This window comes from Escherichia sp. MOD1-EC4550, assembly GCF_963876935.1.
Lineage (GTDB): Bacteria > Pseudomonadota > Gammaproteobacteria > Enterobacterales > Enterobacteriaceae > Escherichia > Escherichia coli_F.
Window position 1 is genome coordinate 114,756 of record NZ_CAWNSE010000007.1, and the last position, 24,121, is coordinate 138,876.

The following is a 24,121-nucleotide window of genomic DNA, read 5'->3' on the forward strand; positions in this document are numbered from 1 at the left end:
TTATCATTAAAGCCTGAAGTCCACAGCACGAATGAAGATAAGTTGTGCGTAAAAGTGCTTAAGAAAACAGCGTTCGCACCGTTTTTTATCGTTCTTATAAAATTCAAAAAAAAACGACTGGTTCACCTGGCCGGAGAGAGTGCCAGATTTGCCAGTCGAATTTTATACGACAGTATAAATGTCGTTATGCCAGTACGGCTGAAGGCGCTTTGAAGGCCAACGGCAGTTCTGCGTCGTCCTGGAAGGTCACATATTCCCAGGCTTCCTGTTTTGCAAGGACAGCCTGCAGCAGTTTGTTATTCAGTGCATGACCAGATTTATAAGCGGTAAATGCACCAATAATATTGTGACCACACATGAACAAGTCACCGATCGCATCGAGCATTTTGTGACGCACAAATTCGTCTTCAAAACGCAGGCCGTCTTCGTTCAGTACGCGATAATCGTCAACAACGATGGCACAATCGAAGCTGCCGCCCAGGCACAAACCACGGGACTGCAGATATTCGATATCACGCATGAAACCGAACGTACGCGCACGGCTGATCTGGCGCATAAACGCATCAGCGGAGAAGTTCATCGCATAGCGCTGGTTACTGGAGTCAATAGCCGGATGGTTGAAATCGATGGTGAAATCCAGCGAAAAACCATTGTACGGCTTAAATTCAGCCCACTTATCGCCATCTTCGACACGAACAGTCTCTTTGATGCGAACAAATTTCTTGGCGCAGTTCAACTCGTCGATACCGGCGTCAAGCAGCAGGTATACAAACGGAGCGGCGCTGCCGTCCATGATCGGGATTTCCGGCGCGTTAACTTCGATAACAATGTTATCGATGCCGAGGCCCGCGAGAGCAGCATTGAGGTGCTCTACGGTTGAAATCCGTACATCATGCTCGTTGACCAGACACGTACAGAGCATGGTATCACGCACAGATTTGGCATCGGCCGGGAAATCTACCGGTGGATTCAAGTCGGTGCGACGATAGATGACCCCGGTGTTGGCCGGCGCAGGGCGTAACGTCAGGGTGACTTTCTTGCCGGTATGTAAACCGACACCCGTCGCCTGAACGATACGTTTAAGTGTCCTTTGTTTGATCATCGTATTATCTCGCCAAATTACCTATCCAACCGAAGTGTACTATACATTCGGCGGGCCAGTTTAGCACAAAGAGCCTCGAAACCCAAATTCCAGTCAATTCTTAATCAGCTTGCTTACGCAGGAATGCTGGGATATCCAGATAATCCGGCTCTTTCGCAGTTTGCGGCGCATTGTCATTCACGACTTTAGCAACCGGCTTCTGCTCCTGGGTCAGCGGAGCCATCCCGTGCTGCTGGTAGCGATCCATCACTGGCTGCTGAACCTGCTTATTGGTCACCAGAGTGATTTCAGGACGTTTGTCCATACCGATACCTGTCGCAACAACAGTTACGCGCAGCTCGTCATTCATATCCGGGTCAAGAGAAGTACCGATAACGACAGTTGCGTTGTCGGATGCAAATGCACGGATGGTGTTACCTACCGTTTCGAACTCATCCAGACGCAGGTCGAAGCCCGCCGTGATGTTAACCAGCACGCCGCGCGCGCCAGACAGATCGATATCTTCCAGCAGCGGAGAGGAGATAGCCATTTCAGCAGCTTCTTCCGCACGGTCTTCGCCGCTCGCCACACCAGAACCCATCATTGCGTAGCCCATTTCAGACATTACGGTACGTACGTCTGCAAAGTCCACGTTCATCAGGCCTGGACGAGTAATCAGTTCAGCGATACCTTGCACAGCACCTTTCAGTACATCGTTCGCTGCGCCAAATGCATCCAGCAGGGAGATACCGCGGCCCAAGACTTTCAGCAGTTTGTCGTTAGGGATAGTGATCAGAGAGTCCACATGCTTGGACAGTTCAGTGATCCCCTGCTCAGCGAATGCCATACGCTTCTTGCCTTCAAAGTTGAAAGGCTTAGTCACGACAGCAACGGTCAGGATCCCCAAATCTTTTGCCACTTCAGCGACAACTGGTGCTGCACCAGTACCGGTACCACCACCCATACCCGCAGCAATAAAGACCATGTCTGCACCTTCCAGCGCCGCACGCAGTGCATCGCGATCCTCATCAGCCGCATTACGGCCAACTTCTGGATTTGCGCCAGCTCCCAGTCCTTTGGTGATACCGCTACCGATTTGAATCGTCTGTCCAACCGCTGTTTTACGCAGCGCTTGTGCATCGGTATTTACCGCGAAGAATTCAACACCTTCAATGCGCTCGCGCACCATGTGTTCAACAGCATTACCGCCGCCGCCGCCGACGCCGATGACTTTAATCACCGCGTCATTGGTAAGTTCCATTGGTTCAAACATAGTTTCTCTCCGATTTGTGCCTGTCGCCTGAGGCCGTAATTATCGTCGACCTCATAAAAATTAAAACTCTTTTCGCAGCCAACTATTGAGTCGCTTGATCCACGAGCCAACTGATGCTGTAACACGTTTTTCTACTTCAGCTTCACCGTTAAGATGTGACTCTTTCCCGTAGTGAAGCAATCCCACCGCCGTCGAATAATACGGCTCCTGAGCATAATCCGTTAAACCGGTAATGTTCAGCGGCGCGCCGATGCGCACCTGCGTATGAAACACGCGCTGAGCACAAGCTGCAAGCCCTTCAATCTGCGCTGCGCCACCGGTTAATACAATGCCTGCCGCCAGGTGATGTTTAACCCCTTGTTGGCGAAGCTTTTCCTGCAACTGCAATATCTCTTCGTTGACCAGGTTGAGCAGTTCGGTATAGCGTGGCTCGATCACCTCTGCCAGGGTCTGACGTTGCAGACTCCGCGGTGGACGACCGCCTACGCTCGGCACTTCCACGCTCTCATCTTTTCCAACGATGGAACCCAGCGCACAACCGTGGCGAACTTTAATCGCTTCGGCGTCGCTTGGCGGCGTGCCAAAGGCGTAAGCGATATCACTGGTCACGACATTGCCAGCATAAGGAATTACCTTAGTGTGGCGCAATGCCCCACCGGTATAAACGGCGATATCCATTGTACCACCACCGATATCGACGACGCAGACACCCAGTTCACGTTCATCTTCCGTCAATACCGAATAACTTGATGCCAGTCCGGCAAATATCAGTTGGTCAACTTTCAGCCCACAACGTTCAACCGCTTTGACGATGTTTTTCGCCATATCGTTGTGACATGTGATCAGGTGCACTTTTGCCTGCATCCGCACGCCCGAAAGTCCTACCGGATTCTTGATCCCTTCCTGATAGTCAATCGCATACTCTTGCGGGATCACATGCAGCACACGATGCTCATCGCGCACACGCACCGATTTCGCGGTATGGACGACGTTTTCCACATCTTCTTGCGTCACTTCTTCTTCAGAAATAGGCACCATACCAATTTCATTCTGGCAGCTGATGTGCTTACCAGAAAGCGCCAGATATACTGAAGAGATCTGACAATCTGCCATCAATTCTGCCTGATCAATGGCGCGTTGTACGCACTTGACCACGGATTCGAGGTCGTTCACCCCGCCTTTATCCATACCACGCGACGGGCAGCTGCCCACGCCAATGATATTGACCATACCGTCGGGCAGAACTTCCCCTACTAAAGCGGCAACCTTCGCGGTACCAATCTCCAGTCCTACTACCAGTTTTCTGTCCGTCGCCTTGATCATTGTTGTTCTGCCTGTGCCTGATTTTGTTGCTGAGTAGATTCCTCTGGCGGCAAGGGCGCCCAGCCTACTGCCGCTCCAGAGTCATAACGCAAATCAACGTAGCTAATCCGTTTGCCATCGGTTTGCGCCTGCTGCTGTAAAACCGGATAAAGTTCTACAAAGCGAGCCAAACGTTTCATCGTATCGCCCCGGCCAAGATTGAGCTTAATATCGTTATTCAGCGTCAACTGCCAGGAACGCCGCGCGGTCATCGCCGCTTCCTTCAGAGTAAATCTGTCCTTTGCCAGCATCTGCCCCATTTCGCGATAGCCCTGCAACACTTCATTGGCGCTGCCTTCCGGGCCATACAGCATTGGAAGCACCTGCTTGCTGGTGCGATCTGGCGGCACGCTGAAAGTGTTTCCTTCCGCGTCTACCATATGTTGATCATTCCACCGCGCAATCGGCACATATTCAACCAGATGAATCTTCAATTCATCAGGCCACTGCTTTCTGACGCTCACCTGCTTAATCCACGGCAGGCGTTGTTCTATTTGCGTCTGGATGATGTTGACATCCTGGGTCATAAAGGTACCTGGCTCACCCAATGCCAGGATCGACTGCCGGATATCGTCATTACGCGTGTAATGGCGTTCACCGGTCAACACCAGCTTTGAGAGCGGCAGGCGTTGCGCATCTTCCATCCAGCCCAACACGACCCAGCCGCTCACCAACACTGTCGTTAAAACGGTCAGCAGGAAAAGGATCCCCGCCAGACGCGTTCCATTATTGCGGCGAGAAGAAACCTCTTCTTCGCTGTTTCGCGTGTTCAGAGCAGCCTGCGACATATTAGTCCGCCAGTTCCAGAATTCGTACTACCAACTGCGAGAAGCTCATACCTGCCTGACGTGCCGCCATCGGCACCAGGCTGTGGCTGGTCATCCCCGGTGAGGTATTGGCTTCCAGCAGATAAAACTGTCCATCGCTGTCCAGCATAACGTCAATACGTCCCCATCCTTTGCAACCTAACGTCGTCCATGCTTTCAGCACTAATGCCTGCAAATTGGCCTCTTGTGACGCTTCCAGACCTGCGGGGCAGAAATACTGTGTCTCATCAGAGAGATACTTCGCCTCATAATCATAGAAGGTTCCGGACGGTTGAATACGTATTGACGGTAAAATTTCTTCACCGAGTATCGCAACCGTGAACTCCGGCCCACTTAGCCATTTTTCAATCAATACTTCTTCATCGTGCTGAAATGCCAATCTTAATGCATCTTGTAGAGCATTTTCTGCTACTACTTTTGACATTCCCACACTGGAACCTTCGCGGCTCGGCTTAACGATAACCGGCAAACCTAAGGCAGAAATTTCTGCTAACTGGTTATCGCTCAGGCCTTTTTCAAACTCTGCGCGGGTTAATGCTACCCACGGCGCTACCGGTAAACCAGCGCCCTGCCAAAGCAATTTGCTGCGTAGTTTATCCATTGAAAGCGCAGATGCCATCACTCCGCTGCCGGTATAAGGCAAGCCCATCAGCTCGAGCATACCCTGCAGCGTGCCATCTTCACCGCCGCGACCATGTAGCGCGATAAACACTTTCTGAAAGCCCATCGACTTCAGTTGCGTCACGTCGACTTCTTTCGGGTCGACAGGATACGCGTCAATACCGCCTTCACGCAGCCCGGCTAACACCGCTGCACCAGAATTCAGAGAAACTTCCCGCTCAGCGGAGGTCCCGCCCAACAGGACCGCGATTTTATCAGTCATGTTGTTCTTCCTCCGGAGTTTGCGGCTTCAGTTTGATTTCAGCTAAAGAACGGGCAATTTTTCCGATATTACCAGCCCCCTGAACGAGAATCAGGTCGTTACCGGTTAATACCGGTGCCAGCATCTCGGCTACCTGCGCCGGGTCCGGCACCAGAATGGGATCAATTTTCCCACGTCCACGAATTGTGCGACACAGCGAACGGCTGTCCGCTCCCGGAATTGGCGCTTCGCCAGCCGGATACACTTCCAGCATCAACAGGGTATCAACCTGCGTCAGCACATTGGCGAAATCATCATACAGGTCGCGCGTACGGGTAAAACGGTGCGGCTGAAACAGCATTACCAGGTTTTTATCCGGCCAGCCTGCACGCGCCGCTTTAATGGTGGCATCCACTTCGGTCGGATGGTGACCGTAGTCATCAACCAGCATTGCCGTACCGCTTTTACCATTCACTGGCTCCAGCGGGAATTCACCGAGGAAATCAAAACGACGGCCTGTCCCCTGGAAACTCTCCAGCGCACGCAAAATAGCCTCGTCGTCAATCCCCTCTTCCGTGGCAACAGCGACCGCAGCTGCGGCATTCAGCGCGTTATGACGGCCTGGCGCATTCAGGGTAACGCGCATCGGCTCTTTGTCCTGGCGCAGCAGCGTAAAGTGCCCCTGCGGACCAATCTGCTGATAATCTTCTACACGCACGTCGGCATCTTCGCTGAATCCGTAAGTCGTGGTCTGACGCCCCACACGCGGTAACAATTCGCGGATCACCGGATCATCAACACACATCACCGCACGACCGTAAAACGGCAGGTTGTGCAGAAAATTAATAAAGGTCTGTTTTAAATTCTCAAAGTCGCCCTGGTAGGTATCCATGTGGTCGGCTTCGATATTGGTGACAATCGCCACCATCGGTTGCAAATGGAGGAACGATGCATCGCTCTCATCCGCTTCGGCAATCAGGTATCGACCATGCCCCAAACGCGCATGAACACCCGCCGCTTTTACCAGCCCGCCGTTAACGAAGGTTGGGTCGAGCCCCGCTTCTGCGTAGATGCTGGAAACCATCGCGGTGGTTGTCGTTTTGCCGTGCGTTCCGGCAATGGCGATGCCATGACGAAAACGCATTAACTCAGCCAGCATTTCCGCGCGACGAATCACCGGAATACGCGCTTCATGAGCTGCGACAATTTCCGGGTTATCGGCAGAAATCGCGCTGGAAACAACGACCACACTGGCATCACGTACGTTTTCCGGGCGATGGTTGAAATAAATCGTCGCTCCCAGATTCATTAACTGTTGCGTGACCGGATTTGGCGCTAAATCGGAACCACTGATCTGATAACCTTCATTGGCCAGAACTTCGGCAATACCGCCCATACCGGCACCACCGATGCCGACAAAATGTATGTGCCGAACGCGACGCATTTCGGGCACGATGGAACGCAGTTTTGCCAATTGTTGTGTATTCATTCTTTACGCCATTAACTTCTTACATTCATACGATGCAAAAGGCATCGCTACAATTACGCCCGGGCAGCCCGGCTCACTTCATTTGCCACTCGCTCGGTGGCATCCGGAATGGATGCAGCACGGGCGCGTTCTGCCATGGTTAATAAGGTTTCTCGCGACCACCCGGCCAGGGTGTTGGCGACAGCATCCACAGTAAGCTGTGGCTGCTCGATAATTTTGGCTGCGCCCGCTTTTTCCAGCGGTAGCGCATTCCAGTATTGCTGGCGGTCTTTATGTTGAAACGGCACAAACAATGCCGGTAGCCCCGCTGCGGCAATTTCACTCACCGTTAACGCACCGGAGCGGCAAACAACGACATCTGCCCACGCATACGCTGCCGCCATATCATCAATAAATTCCGTCACTTTATGCTGCGGTTGCCCTGCTTCGGCATATGCCTGTTCAACGGTTTGTTGCGAACCTTTGCCGCTCTGATGCCAGATAGTGACTGAATCGCCCAGCTTTGCTGCAACCTGCGGCATTGTTTGGTTAAGAATACGAGCGCCCTGAGAACCGCCCACTACCAACACACGAACCGGACCTTCACGACCAGCCAAACGTTGCTGCGGCAGTGGCAACGCCAACACATCGGTACGAACAGGATTACCCACCACTTCCGCATTAGGGAAAGCGCCTGGAAACGCCTGCATCACTTTGGTGGCAATCTTCGCCAGCCATTTATTGGTTAAGCCCGCAATACCGTTTTGTTCATGAAGTACAACCGGTATGCCTAACGACCACGCTGCCAGTCCACCTGGACCTGATACGTAGCCGCCCATACCGAGCACCACATCAGGTTTGAACGCTTTCATAATCGCCCGTGCCTGACGCCAGGCGTTAAAAATACGCAGAGGCGCAGCTAACAGTGCTTTTATACCTTTACCACGCAGACCAGAGATACGAATGAAATCAATTTCGATGCCATGTTTTGGCACTAAGTCCGCTTCCATACGGTCGGCAGTCCCCAGCCAGCGAACTTGCCAACCCTGAGCCATTAGATGGTGCGCAACCGCCAGTCCCGGGAACACATGTCCACCGGTTCCGCCGGCCATCACCATTAATCGCTTTCCTTGACCACTCATCGTGAACCTCGTACAAACGCCTGCGCTTTCTCCAGACGCGTTTCATAATCAATACGCAACAGCATCATGATGGCTGTCGACATAATCAGTAAGCTCGAACCACCGTAACTGATCAGCGGCAATGTCAGACCTTTGGTCGGTAACATCCCCGCCGCCGCACCTACGTTAACCAGCGCCTGGAAGCTAAACCAGATGCCAATGGAACAGGCGAGAAAACCGGAAAAACGATGGTCAATTTCTAATGCTTTACGGCCAATCGACATCGCACGAAAAGCGACGAAGAATACCATTAAAAGTGCTAGTACCACACCGACATAACCTAATTCTTCGCCGATAATGGCGAAAATAAAGTCAGTGTGTGCTTCCGGCAGATACTCCAGTTTTTGAACCGAGTTACCTAAACCTTGCCCCCACAGTTCGCCGCGACCAAACGCCATCAGCGATTGCGTTAACTGGTAGCCGCTACCAAAGGGATCTTCCCACGGATTCCAGAATGCGGTAACACGGCGGATACGGTACGGTTCGGCGAGGATCAGTAACACAACCGCTGAAATGCCCATACCGATAATGGCAATGAACTGCCACAATTTCGCCCCCGCCAGGAACAACATCGCCAGCGTGGTCACAAACAACACCACCACCGTACCAAGGTCTGGCTGTGCCAGCAGTAACACTGCCAACACCAGAATCACGCCCATCGGTTTCAAGAAGCCGCGCAGGTTATTACGCACTTCGTCGCCTTTACGCACCAGATAGTTGGCGATATAGCAAAACAGCGACAGTTTTGTCAGCTCCGCAGGCTGGATACGCAGCAAGCCGAGATCGATCCAACGCGATGCCCCTTTAACAGAGCTACCCACTACCAGAACGATCATCAACAGGATGATTGAACCGAGTAGCATCGTAGCGCTGTAACGTTGCCAGAACTCCATCGGCAGACGCAGAGTAATGATCGCCAGAATGAACGCCAGGATCAGGTAGACGCCATCACGCTTAGCGAAGAAAAAGGGATCGTTAGTCAAGCGTTGTCCGATAGGCATTGATGCGGACGTCACCATGATAAAGCCGATCGCCGCGAGGCCGAAGGTCAGCCACAGTAAGGTGCGATCGTACATGATCAGGCTGTCGGTATCTTTTTCCCGCGAGCCCATCACCCAGCCCTTTAGCGCCGTGGAGATCCAGACCAGGATACTGAATCCTGGCAGGCGCGGCATTTTCAGGCGAGGGAGAGATAAACGCATCAACCTAACTCCTTCGCCAGACGGGCAAACTCATTGCCTCGTTGTTCAAAGTTCTTGAATTGATCAAGGCTGGCACAGGCTGGGGAGAGCAGAACCATATCTCCTGGTTGAACACGCGGAGCCAGCAAGCGCATCGCCTGTTCCATGGTTTCGGTTTGTTCTGCCACTTCCGGGCGCAGTGCCGCCAGCTGCGCGCCGTCACGACCGAAACAATACAAACGTACGTTATCGCCATTCAGGTAACGTGCCAGCGGACTAAAGTCCGCCGATTTACCATCGCCGCCCAGCAACAAATGCAGCGTGCCATCTACGTGCAGGCCATTGAGCGCCGCTTCCGTACTGCCGACATTGGTCGCTTTCGAGTCGTTAATCCAGCGCACACCGTTATGTTCCAGCACCACTTCAAAGCGATGCGGCAAACCAGTGAACGTAGTTAACGCTTTCAGGCTACTGGCGCGTGGCAAACCAGCTGCGTCTGCCAGCGCCAGTGCCGCCAGCGCATTGGTGTAGTTATGCTGACCGGAAAGTTTCATCTCTTTCACGTTCAACACTTTCTCGCCTTTCACCCGCAGCCAGGTTTCACCCTGCTGATGATTCAAGTGATAGTCGCCCATATTGATACCAAAGCTAACGCAGCGTTCATCCGCACCACGAATCGGCATTGTTAAGGCATCATCAGCATTAACCACGCAAACTTTCGCATTTTCATAAATGCGCAGTTTTGCCGCACGATACTGCTGTAAACCAAATGGATAGCGATCCATATGATCTTCAGTCACGTTTAGAATGGTCGCTGCTACCGCCTGTAAGCTGGAGGTGGTTTCAAGCTGGAAGCTCGACAGCTCCAGCACGTACAGTTCGCACTCATCATCCAGCAGCATCAACGCAGGCAGGCCAATATTGCCACCCACACCAACGTTAACCCCCGCCGCTTTCGCCATTTCACCCACTAGCGTGGTGACCGTGCTTTTGCCGTTAGAACCGGTAATCGCCACAATCGGTGCTTGTGCTTCGCGACAGAACAGCTCGATATCGCCAACGATTTCGATTCCGGCATCAGCGGCAGCGCTTAAGGATGGATGCGCCAGTGCAATACCGGGACTGGCGACAATCAGATCGGCCGCCATCAGCCATTCATCATTCAGACCGCCCGTGTGGCGTTCTACGGCTTCGGGTAATTTATCCAGGCCAGGCGGTGTCATACGCGTATCCATAACGCGCGGCGTCACACCGCGAGCGAGGAAAAAGTCCACGCAAGAAAGCCCGGTGAGGCCCAGGCCGATAATGACGACATTTTTACCCTGGTAATCAGCCATGATTAACGTACCTTCAGCGTTGCCAGACCAATCAGGACCAGCATCAGCGAAATAATCCAGAAACGTACAATGACGCGCGGTTCCGGCCAGCCTTTCAGTTCATAGTGGTGATGAATCGGTGCCATGCGGAAAATACGTTGTCCGCGCAGTTTAAAGGAGCCGACCTGCAAAATAACCGACAGGGTTTCAACGACAAACACGCCGCCCATAATCACCAGCAGGAATTCCTGACGCAGCAGTACGGCGATAATGCCCAGCGCGCCACCTAACGCCAGCGAACCTACATCGCCCATAAAGACCTGCGCCGGATAGGTGTTAAACCACAAGAAGCCCAGCCCTGCCCCGACTATCGCGGTACAGACAATGACCAGTTCCCCGGCGTGTCGCAGATACGGTATGTGTAAATAGCTGGCAAAATTCATGTTGCCGGTTGCCCATGCCACCAGCGCAAAACCACCGGCGACGAATACAGTCGGCATAATCGCCAGGCCATCAAGACCATCGGTCAGGTTTACCGCGTTGCCGGTGCCCACAATGACGAAGTAAGCCAGCAGAATGTAGAACAGCCCCAACTGCGGCATCACATCTTTAAAGAACGGGACCACCAGCTGCGTTGCGGGCGTGTCTTTCCCGGCAAGGTACAAAGCGAAAGCAACACCCAGCGCAATAACTGACATCCAGAAATACTTCCAGCGAGCAATCAACCCCTTGGTGTCTTTACGCACTACTTTGCGATAGTCATCAACGAAGCCAATAACACCGTAACCGACCAGCACGACCAACACGCACCAGACATACGGGTTGGACGGGTATGCCCACAGCAGCACGGAGATCACAATCGCTGTCAGGATCATAATCCCGCCCATAGTCGGCGTACCGCGCTTGCTGAAGTGTGATTCAGGACCGTCGTTACGCACCACCTGACCAAAGGAGAGTTTTTGTAAATGAGCAATCATGCGCGGGCCCATCCACAATGAGATGAACAGCGCAGTCAGCAGGCTGACGATGGCGCGAAACGTCAGATAGGAAAAGACGTTAAAGCCGGAATAATATTTGACCAAATGTTCGGCCAGCCAAACTAACATGTCCCATTCTCCTGTAAAGCGCGTACTACCTCTTCCATGGCAGCACTACGTGAACCCTTAACTAAAATTGTAATTACCTGTTGCTCAGCAATCAGTGATTTAAGACGTGTGATAAGCGCAGTTTTATCGGCAAAATGTTCACCAACGCCGCTGGCGGTGCTGATAGCATGGCTTTGTTTACCCACACTTAACACGCGGTCAATACCCGCCGCCTTCGCCGCTTCGCCCACCTGTACATGGCAGGCCTCGCTTTCAGCGCCCAGTTCCGCCATATCGCCCACCACCAGCACACGGTAGCCCGGCATTTCAGCCAGTACCTGAACAGCGGCGGTCATGGAGCCGACGTTAGCGTTGTAGGAGTCGTCGAGCAGCAACTGATTTTCCGCCAGTTGAATGGGGAACAGACGGCCAGGAACAGCTTTCAGATTTGCCAGCCCCGCTTTAATAGCATCAAGCGTTGCGCCCACGGACATGGAGAGCGCAGCGGCTGCCAGCGCATTCGCAATATTGTGACGCCCCGGCAACGGCAGCAGAACATCGACGCTACCCGTTGGGGTTTGCAGCGTAAATTCCGTACCGTGCGAGGTCACGTGGATATTGGTGGCGGTGAAATCGCTGTTGTTAGCATTCGGTGAGAAGCGCCACACTTTGCGTGAGCCAATCACACTCTGCCAGTTCAGCCAGTCGTTGTTGTCGGCATTCATAATGGCGATACCGTTTTCCGGCAGACCGGTAAAGATTTCGCCTTTCGCTTTCGCGACACCCGGAAGCGAGCCAAAACCTTCCAGATGCGCCGCTGCCAGGTTGTTGACCAGCGCCGCTTCCGGGCGAGTCAGACTCACAGTCCAGGCAATTTCGCCCTGATGGTTCGCGCCAAGTTCAATTACTGCGTAATCGTACTCTGGCGTTAAGCGCAACAGCGTCATCGGTACACCGATGTCGTTGTTGAGATTGCCTGCCGTATAAAGCGTGTTGCCACACTGGCTTAAAATCGCCGCCGTCATCTCTTTAACGGAGGTTTTGCCGGAGGAACCGGTCAGAGCAACCACGCGCGCCGGAACTTGCTGGCGAACCCATGCAGCCAGTTCACCAAACGCCAGACGCGTATCCTTGACGATTAACTGCGGCAGATCGATATCCAGCGGACGGCTAACCAGTAGTGCACCCGCACCGCCAGCTTTCGCCTGGTCAGCAAAATCATGGGCATCGAAACGTTCGCCTTTCAGGGCAACAAACAGGCAGCCCGGCGTCAGTTTTCGCGTGTCAGTGGTTACAGCATCAAGGGTAATATCTGCACCTTGCAGTTCACCGTTGAGAATATCGGTAAGTTGGCTAAGGGTTACGCTAATCATGCAATCACCCCCAGCAGACGCGCCACCGTGACACGATCGGAGTAGTCCAGACGCTGATTGCCAACAATCTGGTAATCCTCATGACCTTTGCCCGCGACCAGTACCACATCATTCTCTTTAGCCTGCATAACGGCGCAAGTCACCGCTTCAGCACGGCCTTCCATCACTTTGGCATGTCCGGCATCTAACATTCCCGCCAGAATATCGTTGATGATAGCGCGCGGTTCTTCGGTACGCGGGTTATCGTCCGTTACCACCGCCACGTCAGCAAATTCTTCCGCAATCGCGCCCATCAGTGGACGCTTACCTTTATCGCGATCGCCACCACAGCCAAAGACGCACCACAGCTTGCCTGCACAGTGAAGACGTGCAGCCTGCAAGGCTTTTTCCAGTGCATCCGGCGTATGCGCGTAATCCACCACTACCGTCGGTTTGCCTGGCGCAGTGAACACTTCCATACGTCCACAAACCGGCTGCAGGCGTGCGGCAGTTTTCAGCAGATCAGCCAGTGGATAGCCCAGCGCCAGCAGTGTCGCCAGCGCCAGCAGCAAGTTGCTGACGTTAAAAGCGCCCATCAGATGGCTTTCAATTTCGCCATCGCCCCAGCTTGAGCTAAAACGAATAGTCGCACCGCTGTCGTGATAGTTCACTTCAGTCGCTTTCAACCAGCGTCCGTGACTGTTCGGATTGATATGACCTTCCATTGATACCGCAACCGCGTCCGGCAGTTTTGCCAGCCAGCGGCGGCCCACTTCATCGTCGGCGTTAATAATCGCCTGACCGCAATGATGTTCAGAATAAAGCAGCCATTTCGCGGCTTCGTAGTGTTCCATATCACCATGATAATCAAGGTGATCGCGGCTTAAGTTGGTAAAGACCGACGCCGCAAATTTCAATGCCGCCACACGGTGCTGTACCAGTCCGTGGGAGGAAACTTCCATTGCGCAAAAAGTCGCGCCCTGATCCACCAGTCCCGCCAGCTCATGCTGAACATCGACTGCCGAACCGGTGGTATTTTCTGTCGGGATCACTTTTCCCAGCAGGCCGTTACCAACAGTCCCCATTACCGCGCTGGTTTCGCCAAGCAGTTGGCTCCACTGCGCCAGAAGCTGAGTAGTCGTAGTCTTGCCGTTGGTGCCCGTTACGCCCACGAGACGTAAATTGTCAGAGGGTTCATGGTAAAAGCGGCCCGCCAGTGCAGATAAACGCTCGTTGAGCTGGCTGAGATAGATGACTGGTACGCCGTGCATTTCACGGATTTCACCGTCGGTCGCCTCATCTTTCGCCTCTGCAATAATGGCAGCCACACCTTGCGCTATCGCCTGCGGGATATATCGACGCCCGTCCGCCTGATGACCTACTACAGCTACAAAGAGATCGCCCGCCGCAGCCACACGGCTGTCGAGTGTCATCTCTCGCAGTGCTCGCGAAGGTGCGTCTGGCACCCACGGAGCAAGAAGGTCGCGCAAATTACGATCTGCCACCTGTCCCCTCGCCTTGATTAATCACAAATTCATTTTTATCGCCCGTTGTCAGCGCATCCGGCTCGATGTTCATGGTACGCAATACGCCGCCCATGATGGCACCAAAGACCGGCGCGGAAACGGCGCCGCCGTAGTATTTACCCGCCTGCGGATCGTTGATAACAACAACCAGCGCGAAGCGCGGCTGACTCGCAGGCGCAACGCCTGCGGTATAAGCAATATATTTATTGATGTAGCGACCGTCCGGCCCGACCTTTTTCGCGGTACCGGTTTTAATGGCGATACGATAGCCTTTAATCGCCGCCTTCACGCCGCCGCCGCCCGGTAGCGCCACGCTTTCCATCATATGCACTACGGTGCGAACAATGGATTCCGGGAAGACACGTTCACCGGGAACCGGGGGGTCAACTTTGGTAATCGACAGTGGGCGATAAATGCCGTAGCTGCCGATAGTTGCGTAGACTCGCGCTAACTGTAACGGTGTTACCATTAGCCCGTAGCCGAAAGAGAAGGTGGCCCTCTCTATGTCAGACCACCGTTGTTTTTGAGGATATAAGCCACTGCGTTCTCCGACCAACCCCAAATTGGTCGCTTTTCCCAGTCCAAAACGTGAGTAAGTATCTACTAACGCTGAGGACGGCATCGCTAACGCCAGTTTGGAAACACCGACGTTACTCGACTTCTGTAATACCCCGGTCAGGGTTAATTCGCTGTAGCGTGCCACGTCTTTGATTTCGTGGCCGTTAATTCGATAAGGAACGGTATTCAGTACCGAGTTTTCTCGCACCACGCCACGTTGCAACGCGGTCATCACCACCATCGGTTTGACCGTTGAGCCCGGTTCAAAGACGTCGGTAATGGTACGGTTACGCATCGCCTCTTTCGGCGTGCCACTCAGATTGTTTGGGTTGTATGACGGGCTGTTAGCCATCGCCAGCACTTCACCGGTGTTGACATCCACCAGCACGGCGCTACCGGATTCAGCCTTGTTAAAGGCCACCGCATTGTTGAGTTCACGATAAACCAGCGCCTGCAGGCGTTCATCAATACTCAGCGCCAGATTGTGTGCCGCCTGGCTGTCGGTGGAAGAGATATCTTCAATTACGCGACCGTAGCGGTCTTTACGCACAATGCGCTCGCCTGGCTGTCCGGTAAGCCATTTATCGAAACTCTTCTCGACGCCCTCAATCCCCTGACTATCGACATTAGTAAAGCCGATGAGGTGAGCGGTCACTTCGCCGGATGGATAATAACGGCGAGATTCTTCACGCAGATGAATCCCCGGCAGTTTCAGTTTTTTGATGTACTCTGCCATGTCAGGGTTTACCTGACGCGCCAGATAAATAAAGCGCCCTTTCGGGTTGGCGTTAATGCGGGCTGAAAGCTGATCCAGCGGAATATTGAGTGCGTTAGCCAGCGCCTTCCAGCGATCACCGACGCTGATACCGCCAGCGTCATGCACTTCTTTCGGGTCAGCCCAAATCGCTTTTACCGGCACGCTCACCGCTAACGGGCGACCAGAACGGTCAGTAATCATGCCGCGGGAGGTGGAAACTTGCTGAACGCGAAGAGAACGCATGTCGCCCTCTTTTACCAGCATATCCGGGGAGATAACTTGTAACCACGCTACGCGTCCGAGCAGAAAAGCCAGCGCCAGGAGAATACAGCCGCATAACAACGCAAAACGCCAACTGATAAAGTTGGCATGTTCTTCCTGACGTTTTGGTTTCTGCGTTTTCGCCGCTGCTTTCATGCGTCGCGTTTATCCTTATTTTTGCACTACGATATTTTCTTGTGACGGATCAACATGCTGCATTTGCAGCTTTTCCGTGGCGATCCTTTCCACCCGGCTATGGTCGCCGAGCGCATTCTCTTCAAGGATCAGGTTGCGCCATTCAATGTCTAAAGCATCTCGCTCCAGCACCAGTTGTTCGCGCTGAGCGGTCAGCAAACGGGTGTGGTGCGCCGTGGTTACCACGGTCACCGCCGTCAAAATAATGCAAATGAACAGGCAGAGTGGCAGCTTCCCAAATCGCAATAGATCGTCACCGATAACACCAGGCAATGCATGGCGCTCGTGGCTTCCCATCGATCCTTTAACTTTGCTTAGAGCTTCTGTCACTCTGCTGATCATGCGTTCGTCCTCTCTGCAATACGCAGAACTGAACTACGGGCACGAGGGTTCTCAGCCACCTCTTCTTCGCCCGGCATTAACTTGCCTAGTGCTCGCAGCTGACGGCCACCCAGTTTTTTGAGCTGCTCTTCAGTCATCGGTAACCCTGCCGGAACTTGCGGACCACGGCTGTTTTCACGCATAAAGCGCTTCACAATGCGGTCTTCCAGCGAGTGGAAGCTGATGATCGAGAGCCGCCCCCCCGGGGCCAGCACGTTGAGCGAGCTTTTTAGCGCCTGCTCTATCTCCTCCAGTTCACTGTTTACCCAAATGCGCACCGCCTGGAAGGTACGGGTCGCGGGATGTTTAAACTTATCTTTCACCGGCGTTGCGGCAGCCACGACTTCCGCCAGTTCTTTGGTGCGGGTCATCGGCTGTTCGCGGTTTCGCTCGACAATGGCGCGGGCAATGCGTTTGGCAAAACGCTCTTCACCATAGGTTTTCAATACCCAGGCGATATCGGCTTCTTCTGCGGTTTGTAGCCATTCAGCGGCTGACTGCCCACGGGTTGGGTCCATACGCATGTCCAGCGGACCATCGCGCATAAAGGAAAAGCCGCGTTCAGCATCATCAAGTTGCGGTGAAGAGACGCCAAGATCGAGGAGAATGCCGTCGATCTTGCCGATAAGATCGCGCTCGGCAACATATTCGCCCAGCGCGGAGAAAGGTCCGTGGATGATGGAGAAGCGCGGATCATCAATAGTCTTCGCAACGGCGATAGCCTGCGGGTCGCGATCGATCGCCAGCAAACGCCCCTCTTCGCCAAGCTGCGAGAGGATCAGACGTGAGTGACCACCGCGACCAAAAGTCCCATCAATGTAGATGCCATCAGGACGGATATTGAGGCCATTAACGGCTTCATCCAGCAGCACCGTAGTATGTTTATAGTTTTCCATCATTTTATAGAGACAAGTCCTGCAGTCGCTCCGATAAGTCTCCAGTAGCCAACTGCTCTGCGTCGATATCTTCCTTGACCTGTTGATGCCAGGTTGTTTCATCCCACAGCTCAAACTTGTTGAACTGTCCAACCAGCATCACTTCTTTTGTCAGACCGGCATGTTGCCGCAGTACTGGCGCGATTAACAATCGACCGGCGCCATCCATCTGACATTCGCTGGCATGACCTAACAGAAGGCGCTGCACACGGCGCTCAACCGGGTTCATGCTCGACAGACGCGATAATTTTTGCTCGATAATTTCCCATTCAGGCAGGGGGTAAAGCAGCAGGCACGGGTGATGAATGTCAATGGTGCAAACCATTTGACCGGCAGCGTTCTCAAGCAGCTGTTCCCGATAACGGGTAGGCACTGATAAGCGCCCTTTGCTGTCGAGATTGACTAACGTTGCTCCCCGGAACATGCCAGCCTCACCCCTTATTCCCACTTTGCCCCACAATTTCCCACTGAAAGGAGTTTACGGAGCGGAGGAAAAGCTTGTCAAGCCAGTCACAAGGCATACCGAGGTAAAAAACCCGATGTTTACGGCTAATATCAGCGTTGTTTATTTTACGTCCAACGTGCGAAGCAAATTAACGTTATGAATAGCTGTAAGAAAAAATCCCTCATGGTCATCACCGTTTTAAAATGACTAACTATTTTCCACAGCAAATATAAAGTGTCAGTTTGCGACGCGAGCGGCATTTTAGGACATATCTTCCCCGGTTAACAGTCCCTGTTGCGTCTGTGTGGCGCTTGATGCCAGCAGGTTTGCGCAAAAGCAAAGAAAAGTGTTTGTTAAATCGGCAATTCATCTCTGCATGTAACAAAATAATGCAAAAACGCTCTGTCAATATTGCTTAATTATTATGAATTTCAGCAGGTGAGTTAATTAATGGGCGGGTTTAAAAGCATTTATCAATAATAGCCAGGAATAGTCTTATTTACTTTAAGGATATTGATGTCCATTCCCGTACTCGACGCACCAATGAGAAATTCACTGGCGCGTATTTTTGTTCGCGGCTTAGTTACGGCTGAGCACGCCGCGGCGATAGAGATTACGTTTAATGCGCGTTAACCCAGGTTTTGGCTTACGCGGTTCGTCCAGGCTTGCCAGGACAATTTCCAGCACACGCTCTGCGACATCGCGGTGACGTTGAGCCACTGCCAGCACCGGGCACTGTAAGAAGTCGAGCAGTTCGTTATCGCCAAAGGTGGCAATTGCCAGGTCAGAAGGCAGTTTGCCATCGCGACGCAGCGTGACATCCATCACCCCTTGCAACAACGCAAACGACGTTGTGAACAGCGCCTGCGGCATCGGATGCGTTTCCAGCCATTTTTCGAATAACTGGGCAGCCGCCTCCCGCTCATAGCTGTTGGCATAAAGGAAATGCACCTCGCGCGGATCATCTTTCCAGGCAGTACGGAAACCTTGCTCACGCAAGAAGCTCACAGAAAGCTCCGGCAGCGCGCCAAGATAAAGCACCGTCTCGGCGGGAAACTTACGTAACTCTTCCGCCAGCATTTCGGCATCATCCTGATCGGCACCAACCACGCTGGTGAAGTGTTCACGATCGAGGGCGCGATCCAGCGCGACAATCGGGAACGGGTCGTTAGCCCAGCGTTGATAAAAAGGATGCTCTGGTGGCAACGACGTCGAAACAATAATGGCATCAACCTGACGCTGTAGAAGATGCTCAATACAACGCATTTCGTTGTCTGGCTGATCTTCTGAGCAAGCAATCAGCAGTTGATAACCCCGTTGCCGCGCCTGACGTTCAAGATAATTAGCGATGCGGGTATAGCTGGTGTTCTCCAGATCGGGGATCACAAGACCAATAGAACGTGTGCGTCCAGCACGAAGCCCAGCTGCCACGGCGTTCGGGTGGTAATTGTGCTCACGCACCACAGCCATGACTTTTTCAACGGTTTTGTCGCTCACACGGTATTGCTTCGCTTTGCCGTTAATAACATAGCTTGCAGTGGTCCGCGACACTCCCGCTAGCCGAGCGATTTCATCCAGTTTCACAATTGCCCCTTGCGTAAAATGTAAAAACCATAGCCATTGTACTGGTATGGGTTAAATTCATTAACATCTAAGCGCAGAAAATTAACTGCGGCAACTGCTTTTATTCCAGGTTCCCACTGAATTCGCAAAAAAAGCCCAACGTGACATGTTGGGCTGCAAATTGCGCATTGAGATCATTCTCAACGCATTATTTTATCGCCGCGCGAAAGTCCGACCACGCCAGAGCGAGCAACTTCCACAATTTTCGCCACATCGCGAATCGATGCTAAAAATGCATCAAGCTTATCGCTGGTGCCTGCCAGTTGGACGGTGTAAAGCGATGGCGTGACATCGATGATTTGCCCACGAAATATTTCCGTATTGCGCTTCACTTCGTCACGTCCGTAGCCGCTGGCCTGAATTTTCACCAGCATGATTTCCCGCTCGACGTGCGCCCCCTGCCCCAGCTCGCTCACGCGCAAGACATCGACCAGTTTGTGTAATTGCTTTTCGATCTGCTCAAGCACTTTTTCATCGCCCACGGTCTGGATGGTCATACGCGATAATGTCGGATCATCGGTGGGCGCAACGGTCAGGCTTTCAATGTTGTACCCACGTTGGGAAAAAAGGCCAATCACGCGGGATAACGCGCCTGATTCATTTTCGAGTAAGACTGATAATATCCGGCGCATAATCAGGTTCTCTCCGTTTTGCTTAACCACATTTCATCCATTCCGCCCCCGCGAATCTGCATCGGGTAGACGTGCTCACTGCCATCGACGGTAACATCAACAAAGACCAGACGATTATTGCGCACCTGTTCCAGCGCCTCGCTAAGTTTGCTTTCCAGCTCTTGCGGATGAGAAATCTGGATCCCAACATGCCCATAGGCTTCCGCCAGACGGACGAAATCGGGTAGCGATTGCATATAAGATTGTGAATGACGGCCGGAATAGATCATGTCCTGCCACTGCTTCACCATCCCCAGATAGCGATTATTGAGATTCACCACCAATACCGGCAACTCGTATTGCAAGGCGGTAGACAGTTCCTGAATGTTCATCTGAATACTGCCGTCACCAGTGACGCAAACCACGGTTTCTTCTGGCAGCGCCATTTTGACACCCAGTGCCGCAGGTAAACCAAACCCCATCGTGCCGAGGCCACCAGAGTTAATCCAGCGACGCGGTTTGTCGAAAGGATAATAAAGTGCGGCGAACATCTGGTGCTGCCCGACATCAGACGTCACGTAAGCGTCCCCCTTCGTCAGCCGCCAAAGAGTCTCGATAACCGCCTGCGGTTTAATCTTTTCACTGTGAGTGTCATATTTCAGGCACTGACGAGCGCGCCACTGTTCAATCTGCTGCCACCAGTCGCGGATCTCATCCAGCGGTTGATGGGCGGATTCTTGCGACAGGAGTTCAAGCATTTGTTCAAGGACCTGGCGGGCATCTCCAACAATCGGGATATCAGCAGTCACGGTTTTAGAAATGGAGGTAGGATCAATATCGATATGCAAAACCGTGGCATTTGGGCAGTACTTTGCCAGATTGTTCGTCGTTCGGTCATCAAAACGTACCCCGACGGCGAAAATCACATCCGCGTTATGCATCGTCATATTGGCTTCGTAGGTGCCGTGCATTCCCAGCATGCCCAGAGCCTGACGATGCGTTGCCGGAAACGCCCCCAGCCCCATTAATGAGGAAACAACGGGCAGATTCAACGCCTCCACCGTGTCTTTCAACTGCTGATGGCAGCCCGCCGTGATTGCCCCACCGCCTACATACACAACCGGTTTTTTTGCCGCCACCAGCGTTTGCAGAGCGCGCTTAATTTGCCCTTTATGTCCGGAGGTCGTGGGATTGTAAGACCGCATACTGACCGACTCCGGCCAGACGTAGGGTAATTTGTTCGCAGGATTAAGAATATCTTTCGGTAAATCAACGACCACTGGTCCAGGGCGACCACTTGCCGCCAGCCAAAAAGCCTTTTTCAGCACCTGCGGAATGTCTTCCGTTTGATTAACCAGAAAACTGTGCTTCACCACTGGGCGGGAAATTCCCACCATGTCGCACTCCTGAAAAGCATCGTAGCCTATCAACGAAGTTGCTACCTGCCCGGAAAGAACAACCAAGGGAATGGAGTCCATATAAGCGGTGGCGATGCCGGTAATCGCATTGGTCGCCCCTGGCCCCGATGTTACCAGCACGACGCCGACTTCCCCGGTCGCGCGTGCCAGACCATCGGCCATATGCACCGCCGCCTGCTCATGACGAACTAATACATGATCGATACCACCCACGGTATGCAATGCATCGTAAATATCAAGGACCGCGCCTCCGGGATAACCGAATACTTGTTTAACGCCCTGATCGATAAGCGATCGGACGACCATCTCGGCTCCAGACAACATCTCCATGGCCTGCCTCACTGTTTAACGGAAAAATGTGTAAAACACATTAACCGCCCGATCTTGCTTAAGCAATTGGTAGCCAGAGACATAAATACGAGGTAATAAGAATAAACAGGAGGAAAGGTGAAAAGAAACGATAAAATCCTCCATTACGGAGGATTAAATTGATAATAAATCGGCTAAATCCCACAACTTACAGCAATTTCTCTATTTTTTTAATTAATCCTAAAATAGTGAACTCACACATTCAGAATAAAATTCTATATTCAATAAAAAATACAGAATAAATCAGTAATCAATATCTGACCTATTCTGCATTCAGTTAGCGTTTGCAAATTGAGACTAATTGCTCTTCCATCCACTGATGGCCTTTGTCGCGCCCGGCAGCTTCATGCCAGGAGAGATAACAGGTTCTGCTATTTTGTTTTAATGGCAGCGGTAATACCTGTAACTCTAAAGATTCAGCGAACTCTTCAGCCAGCCAACGCGGCGCAATAGCGACCAGATGCGTTTGCGACACCACGCTCAGTACACTCATCATTGCCATGCCCTGATACGCGATACTGGCTTGTTTATCTACCGTGTCATACCACGGTTGACTAAATGACGCGAAACGATCGAGCGAAACTGCCGCATGTTGTTCGTTATAAACATCATGTTTCAGTAACGGGCCTTTAATTGTTGGATGATTTTTGCTGGCTACCAGCACCATTTCATCTTTAAATAATGGCACACTGGTAAATTCAGGACGATGGAAGTCTTCATAACTAATCACAAACTCCGTTTCCTGATAACGCAGTTGATGTTCAGTGTTCTGATTTAATGAAGACTTGAACATAACATGTATATTTGGCGCAGTTTGCTCAATGTGATTATAAATCTGCGAGGTCAGAATGCTGTCTAACGGACTGCAAACACAAAGATGAAATACACGTTCACTGCTCGCGGGTTCAAAACCTGAACCTGGCAATTCATTTTGTACTAATTGCAATGCCTGACGAACTGAACCAAAAAGTTGAAATGCGCGAGCAGTCGGTTGAATGCCACGGCCATAACGAACAAAAAGCTCGTCATTAAACATCACCTTCAGGCGTGCAACCGCGTTACTGACTGCAGGTTGCGACATCCCCAGAACATGAGCGGCACGGGTGATGTTTTGCTCCTGCATCACGGCATCGAAAACGGTTAATAAGTTGAGATCGACCATGCGTAGTTGTGGCTTGCTTAACTCCGCCGTCTCTGGTTGCTCTGTTTGTACCTCTGGCATACTTAACTCCACTGTCACACTTAACTCCCTTTCCCTTATTGGAATGCAGAGAAATAATCCTCGAGAATATGATTTATCATGCATATAAAATAAGAAAAAGGAAAATGAGAAAAATTAGGAAAACATAAAGATACGGGTTCTTATAAAAACAGAACCCATTGCCGAGTAAAGAGTCATTTACCGCAGCATAATAATCCATAATGTTTTTGTTGCGAAAGCAATCTAATCATAACTACCGCGAATACTCAATCATCCACAAAATGGATTAAATGTGCTTTTTTAATAATTAATTTATATGTTTAATGCATTAATTCTTAACATTAATCGAACAATAATATTCACCAAATGAATATCAAAAAATTAGCAAAACATATAATTCAATACAAATCATCAAGATAGGTTTTGTAACGCGTGCATTTTATCCCCCTTTTCCTCGTTGATTAGATACAAAAATTTATTCTGAAATATGTCAACCGATGAAAAGCGTCGGTGGTTAAGCAGAAATTAATATCGCTTGTTTTAACCACTGCAGCACAATTAGCTAATTTGACGAATGCAGAACTCACTCTGGCGGAACGTTTTTGTTGCGTCAGGGTTGACATCCGTTTTTGTATCCAGTAACTCTAAAAGCATATCGTATTCATCTGGAGCTGATTTAATGACTCACATCGTTCGCTTTATCGGTCTACTACTACTAAACGCATCTTCTTTGCGCGGTAGACGAGTGAGCGGCATTCAGCATTAAGCCAGCACGCAGTCAAACAAAAAACCCGCGCCATTGCGCGGGTTTTTTTATGCCCGAAGCGAGGCGCTCAAAAAGAGACAAGGACCC

General features: G+C 51.8%; 23 protein-coding genes. 2 read left to right on the top strand and 21 right to left on the bottom strand.

Translation table 11 applies throughout. The features are described from left to right. Positions 1–184 precede the first annotated feature (184 nt). The 20 genes from lpxC to ilvI all read right to left on the bottom strand — a co-directional run bounded on the left by lpxC (position 185) and on the right by ilvI (position 22,028). Positions 185–1,102 (bottom strand): UDP-3-O-acyl-N-acetylglucosamine deacetylase, encoded by a 918-nt coding sequence (gene lpxC, locus AACU19_RS04135; RefSeq protein WP_000595482.1) that lies wholly within the window; start codon positions 1,100–1,102, stop codon positions 185–187. A gap of 100 nt (positions 1,103–1,202) precedes the next feature. Further along, complete coding sequence (gene ftsZ / locus AACU19_RS04140; protein ID WP_000462776.1) at positions 1,203–2,354, bottom strand: cell division protein FtsZ; 1,152 nt, start codon at positions 2,352–2,354, stop codon at positions 1,203–1,205. A 60-nt stretch (positions 2,355–2,414) separates the two neighbouring features. Further along, the gene (gene ftsA / locus AACU19_RS04145; RefSeq protein WP_000588474.1) at positions 2,415–3,677 is read right to left on the bottom strand and encodes a cell division protein FtsA; all 1,263 of its coding nucleotides are present in this window, start codon (positions 3,675–3,677) and stop codon (positions 2,415–2,417) included. After that, on the bottom strand, positions 3,674–4,504 hold the full coding sequence (gene ftsQ / locus AACU19_RS04150) for a cell division protein FtsQ (RefSeq protein WP_000075744.1): 831 nt from the start codon (positions 4,502–4,504) through the stop codon (positions 3,674–3,676). Before ftsQ ends, ftsA begins: the two co-directional genes overlap by 4 nt. Position 4,505: 1 nt before the next feature. Then, positions 4,506–5,426: a D-alanine--D-alanine ligase gene (ddlB, locus tag AACU19_RS04155; protein WP_105278714.1), complete on the bottom strand. Its 921-nt coding sequence runs from the start codon at positions 5,424–5,426 to the stop codon at positions 4,506–4,508. Further along, a complete protein-coding gene (gene murC, locus AACU19_RS04160) occupies positions 5,419–6,894 on the bottom strand; it encodes a UDP-N-acetylmuramate--L-alanine ligase (RefSeq protein ID WP_001096048.1) in 1,476 nt (491 codons plus the stop codon). Before murC ends, ddlB begins: the two co-directional genes overlap by 8 nt. A 53-nt stretch (positions 6,895–6,947) precedes the next feature. Continuing rightward, positions 6,948–8,015: an undecaprenyldiphospho-muramoylpentapeptide beta-N-acetylglucosaminyltransferase gene (murG, locus tag AACU19_RS04165; RefSeq protein WP_105271193.1), complete on the bottom strand. Its 1,068-nt coding sequence runs from the start codon at positions 8,013–8,015 to the stop codon at positions 6,948–6,950. Then, the gene (gene ftsW / locus AACU19_RS04170; RefSeq protein WP_001295532.1) at positions 8,012–9,256 is read right to left on the bottom strand and encodes a cell division protein FtsW; all 1,245 of its coding nucleotides are present in this window, start codon (positions 9,254–9,256) and stop codon (positions 8,012–8,014) included. The genes murG and ftsW overlap by 4 nt, the downstream gene beginning before the upstream one ends. After that, entirely contained in the window at positions 9,256–10,572 is a 1,317-nt protein-coding gene (gene murD, locus AACU19_RS04175; RefSeq protein WP_000796457.1) for a UDP-N-acetylmuramoyl-L-alanine--D-glutamate ligase, read from the bottom strand. Before murD ends, ftsW begins: the two co-directional genes overlap by 1 nt. A gap of 2 nt (positions 10,573–10,574) precedes the next feature. Next, positions 10,575–11,657, bottom strand: coding sequence for a phospho-N-acetylmuramoyl-pentapeptide-transferase (gene mraY / locus AACU19_RS04180; protein WP_000964131.1), 1,083 nt, complete (start codon positions 11,655–11,657; stop codon positions 10,575–10,577). Further along, positions 11,651–13,009, bottom strand: coding sequence for a UDP-N-acetylmuramoyl-tripeptide--D-alanyl-D-alanine ligase (murF, locus tag AACU19_RS04185; protein WP_105278715.1), 1,359 nt, complete (start codon positions 13,007–13,009; stop codon positions 11,651–11,653). Before murF ends, mraY begins: the two co-directional genes overlap by 7 nt. Continuing rightward, entirely contained in the window at positions 13,006–14,493 is a 1,488-nt protein-coding gene (gene murE, locus AACU19_RS04190) for a UDP-N-acetylmuramoyl-L-alanyl-D-glutamate--2,6-diaminopimelate ligase (protein ID WP_105278716.1), read from the bottom strand. The genes murF and murE overlap by 4 nt, the downstream gene beginning before the upstream one ends. Further along, positions 14,480–16,246, bottom strand: coding sequence for a peptidoglycan glycosyltransferase FtsI (ftsI, locus tag AACU19_RS04195; RefSeq protein WP_000642212.1), 1,767 nt, complete (start codon positions 16,244–16,246; stop codon positions 14,480–14,482). The genes murE and ftsI overlap by 14 nt, the downstream gene beginning before the upstream one ends. Positions 16,247–16,261: 15 nt before the next feature. Beyond that, positions 16,262–16,627, bottom strand: a complete 366-nt coding sequence (ftsL, locus tag AACU19_RS04200; protein ID WP_000625658.1) for a cell division protein FtsL — start codon at positions 16,625–16,627, stop codon at positions 16,262–16,264. After that, the gene (gene rsmH, locus AACU19_RS04205; protein ID WP_000970479.1) at positions 16,624–17,565 is read right to left on the bottom strand and encodes a 16S rRNA (cytosine(1402)-N(4))-methyltransferase RsmH; all 942 of its coding nucleotides are present in this window, start codon (positions 17,563–17,565) and stop codon (positions 16,624–16,626) included. The genes ftsL and rsmH overlap by 4 nt, the downstream gene beginning before the upstream one ends. Before the next feature lies 1 nt (position 17,566). Further along, on the bottom strand, positions 17,567–18,025 hold the full coding sequence (gene mraZ, locus AACU19_RS04210) for a division/cell wall cluster transcriptional repressor MraZ (RefSeq protein WP_001295770.1): 459 nt from the start codon (positions 18,023–18,025) through the stop codon (positions 17,567–17,569). 600 nt (positions 18,026–18,625) lie between these two features. Continuing rightward, entirely contained in the window at positions 18,626–19,630 is a 1,005-nt protein-coding gene (cra, locus tag AACU19_RS04215) for a catabolite repressor/activator (protein WP_000762400.1), read from the bottom strand. 81 nt (positions 19,631–19,711) lie between these two features. After that, positions 19,712–19,798, bottom strand: coding sequence for a hypothetical protein (locus AACU19_RS04220; protein ID WP_032160836.1), 87 nt, complete (start codon positions 19,796–19,798; stop codon positions 19,712–19,714). A gap of 11 nt (positions 19,799–19,809) precedes the next feature. Beyond that, positions 19,810–20,301, bottom strand: a complete 492-nt coding sequence (gene ilvN, locus AACU19_RS04225; RefSeq protein ID WP_001252744.1) for an acetolactate synthase small subunit — start codon at positions 20,299–20,301, stop codon at positions 19,810–19,812. Positions 20,302–20,303: 2 nt separating this feature from the next. After that, complete coding sequence (ilvI, locus tag AACU19_RS04230; protein ID WP_105278717.1) at positions 20,304–22,028, bottom strand: acetolactate synthase 3 large subunit; 1,725 nt, start codon at positions 22,026–22,028, stop codon at positions 20,304–20,306. A 117-nt stretch (positions 22,029–22,145) separates the two neighbouring features. Between ilvI and AACU19_RS04235 the strand changes: the two genes are divergently transcribed. Beyond that, positions 22,146–22,190, top strand: coding sequence for a hypothetical protein (locus tag AACU19_RS04235; RefSeq protein WP_175565144.1), 45 nt, complete (start codon positions 22,146–22,148; stop codon positions 22,188–22,190). 154 nt (positions 22,191–22,344) lie between these two features. Here the strand turns inward: AACU19_RS04235 and leuO are convergent, their stop codons facing one another. Beyond that, entirely contained in the window at positions 22,345–23,289 is a 945-nt protein-coding gene (gene leuO / locus AACU19_RS04240) for a transcriptional regulator LeuO (protein WP_001353461.1), read from the bottom strand. 658 nt (positions 23,290–23,947) lie between these two features. On the opposite strand from leuO, the gene leuL reads away from it, so the two are divergent. Further along, complete coding sequence (gene leuL, locus AACU19_RS04245) at positions 23,948–24,034, top strand: leu operon leader peptide (protein ID WP_001300467.1); 87 nt, start codon at positions 23,948–23,950, stop codon at positions 24,032–24,034. Positions 24,035–24,121: the final 87 nt, after the last annotated feature.

What these genes read in the sequence shown, in the direction of transcription:
- lpxC (WP_000595482.1), bottom strand. Translation starts at nt 1,102, where the DNA reads ATGATCAAACAAAGGACACTTAAACGTATCGTTCAGGCGACGGGTGTC.
- ftsZ (WP_000462776.1), bottom strand. Translation starts at nt 2,354, where the DNA reads ATGTTTGAACCAATGGAACTTACCAATGACGCGGTGATTAAAGTCATC.
- ftsA (WP_000588474.1), bottom strand. Translation starts at nt 3,677, where the DNA reads ATGATCAAGGCGACGGACAGAAAACTGGTAGTAGGACTGGAGATTGGT.
- ftsQ (WP_000075744.1), bottom strand. Translation starts at nt 4,504, where the DNA reads ATGTCGCAGGCTGCTCTGAACACGCGAAACAGCGAAGAAGAGGTTTCT.
- ddlB (WP_105278714.1), bottom strand. Translation starts at nt 5,426, where the DNA reads ATGACTGATAAAATCGCGGTCCTGTTGGGCGGGACCTCCGCTGAGCGG.
- murC (WP_001096048.1), bottom strand. Translation starts at nt 6,894, where the DNA reads ATGAATACACAACAATTGGCAAAACTGCGTTCCATCGTGCCCGAAATG.
- murG (WP_105271193.1), bottom strand. Translation starts at nt 8,015, where the DNA reads ATGAGTGGTCAAGGAAAGCGATTAATGGTGATGGCCGGCGGAACCGGT.
- ftsW (WP_001295532.1), bottom strand. Translation starts at nt 9,256, where the DNA reads ATGCGTTTATCTCTCCCTCGCCTGAAAATGCCGCGCCTGCCAGGATTC.
- murD (WP_000796457.1), bottom strand. Translation starts at nt 10,572, where the DNA reads ATGGCTGATTACCAGGGTAAAAATGTCGTCATTATCGGCCTGGGCCTC.
- mraY (WP_000964131.1), bottom strand. Translation starts at nt 11,657, where the DNA reads ATGTTAGTTTGGCTGGCCGAACATTTGGTCAAATATTATTCCGGCTTT.
- murF (WP_105278715.1), bottom strand. Translation starts at nt 13,009, where the DNA reads ATGATTAGCGTAACCCTTAGCCAACTTACCGATATTCTCAACGGTGAA.
- ftsI (WP_000642212.1), bottom strand. Translation starts at nt 16,246, where the DNA reads ATGAAAGCAGCGGCGAAAACGCAGAAACCAAAACGTCAGGAAGAACAT.
- ftsL (WP_000625658.1), bottom strand. Translation starts at nt 16,627, where the DNA reads ATGATCAGCAGAGTGACAGAAGCTCTAAGCAAAGTTAAAGGATCGATG.
- rsmH (WP_000970479.1), bottom strand. Translation starts at nt 17,565, where the DNA reads ATGATGGAAAACTATAAACATACTACGGTGCTGCTGGATGAAGCCGTT.
- mraZ (WP_001295770.1), bottom strand. Translation starts at nt 18,025, where the DNA reads ATGTTCCGGGGAGCAACGTTAGTCAATCTCGACAGCAAAGGGCGCTTA.
- AACU19_RS04220 (WP_032160836.1), bottom strand. Translation starts at nt 19,798, where the DNA reads ATGCGCAATTTGCAGCCCAACATGTCACGTTGGGCTTTTTTTGCGAAT.
- ilvN (WP_001252744.1), bottom strand. Translation starts at nt 20,301, where the DNA reads ATGCGCCGGATATTATCAGTCTTACTCGAAAATGAATCAGGCGCGTTA.
- ilvI (WP_105278717.1), bottom strand. Translation starts at nt 22,028, where the DNA reads ATGGAGATGTTGTCTGGAGCCGAGATGGTCGTCCGATCGCTTATCGAT.
- leuO (WP_001353461.1), bottom strand. Translation starts at nt 23,289, where the DNA reads ATGCCAGAGGTACAAACAGAGCAACCAGAGACGGCGGAGTTAAGCAAG.
- leuL (WP_001300467.1), top strand. Translation starts at nt 23,948, where the DNA reads ATGACTCACATCGTTCGCTTTATCGGTCTACTACTACTAAACGCATCT.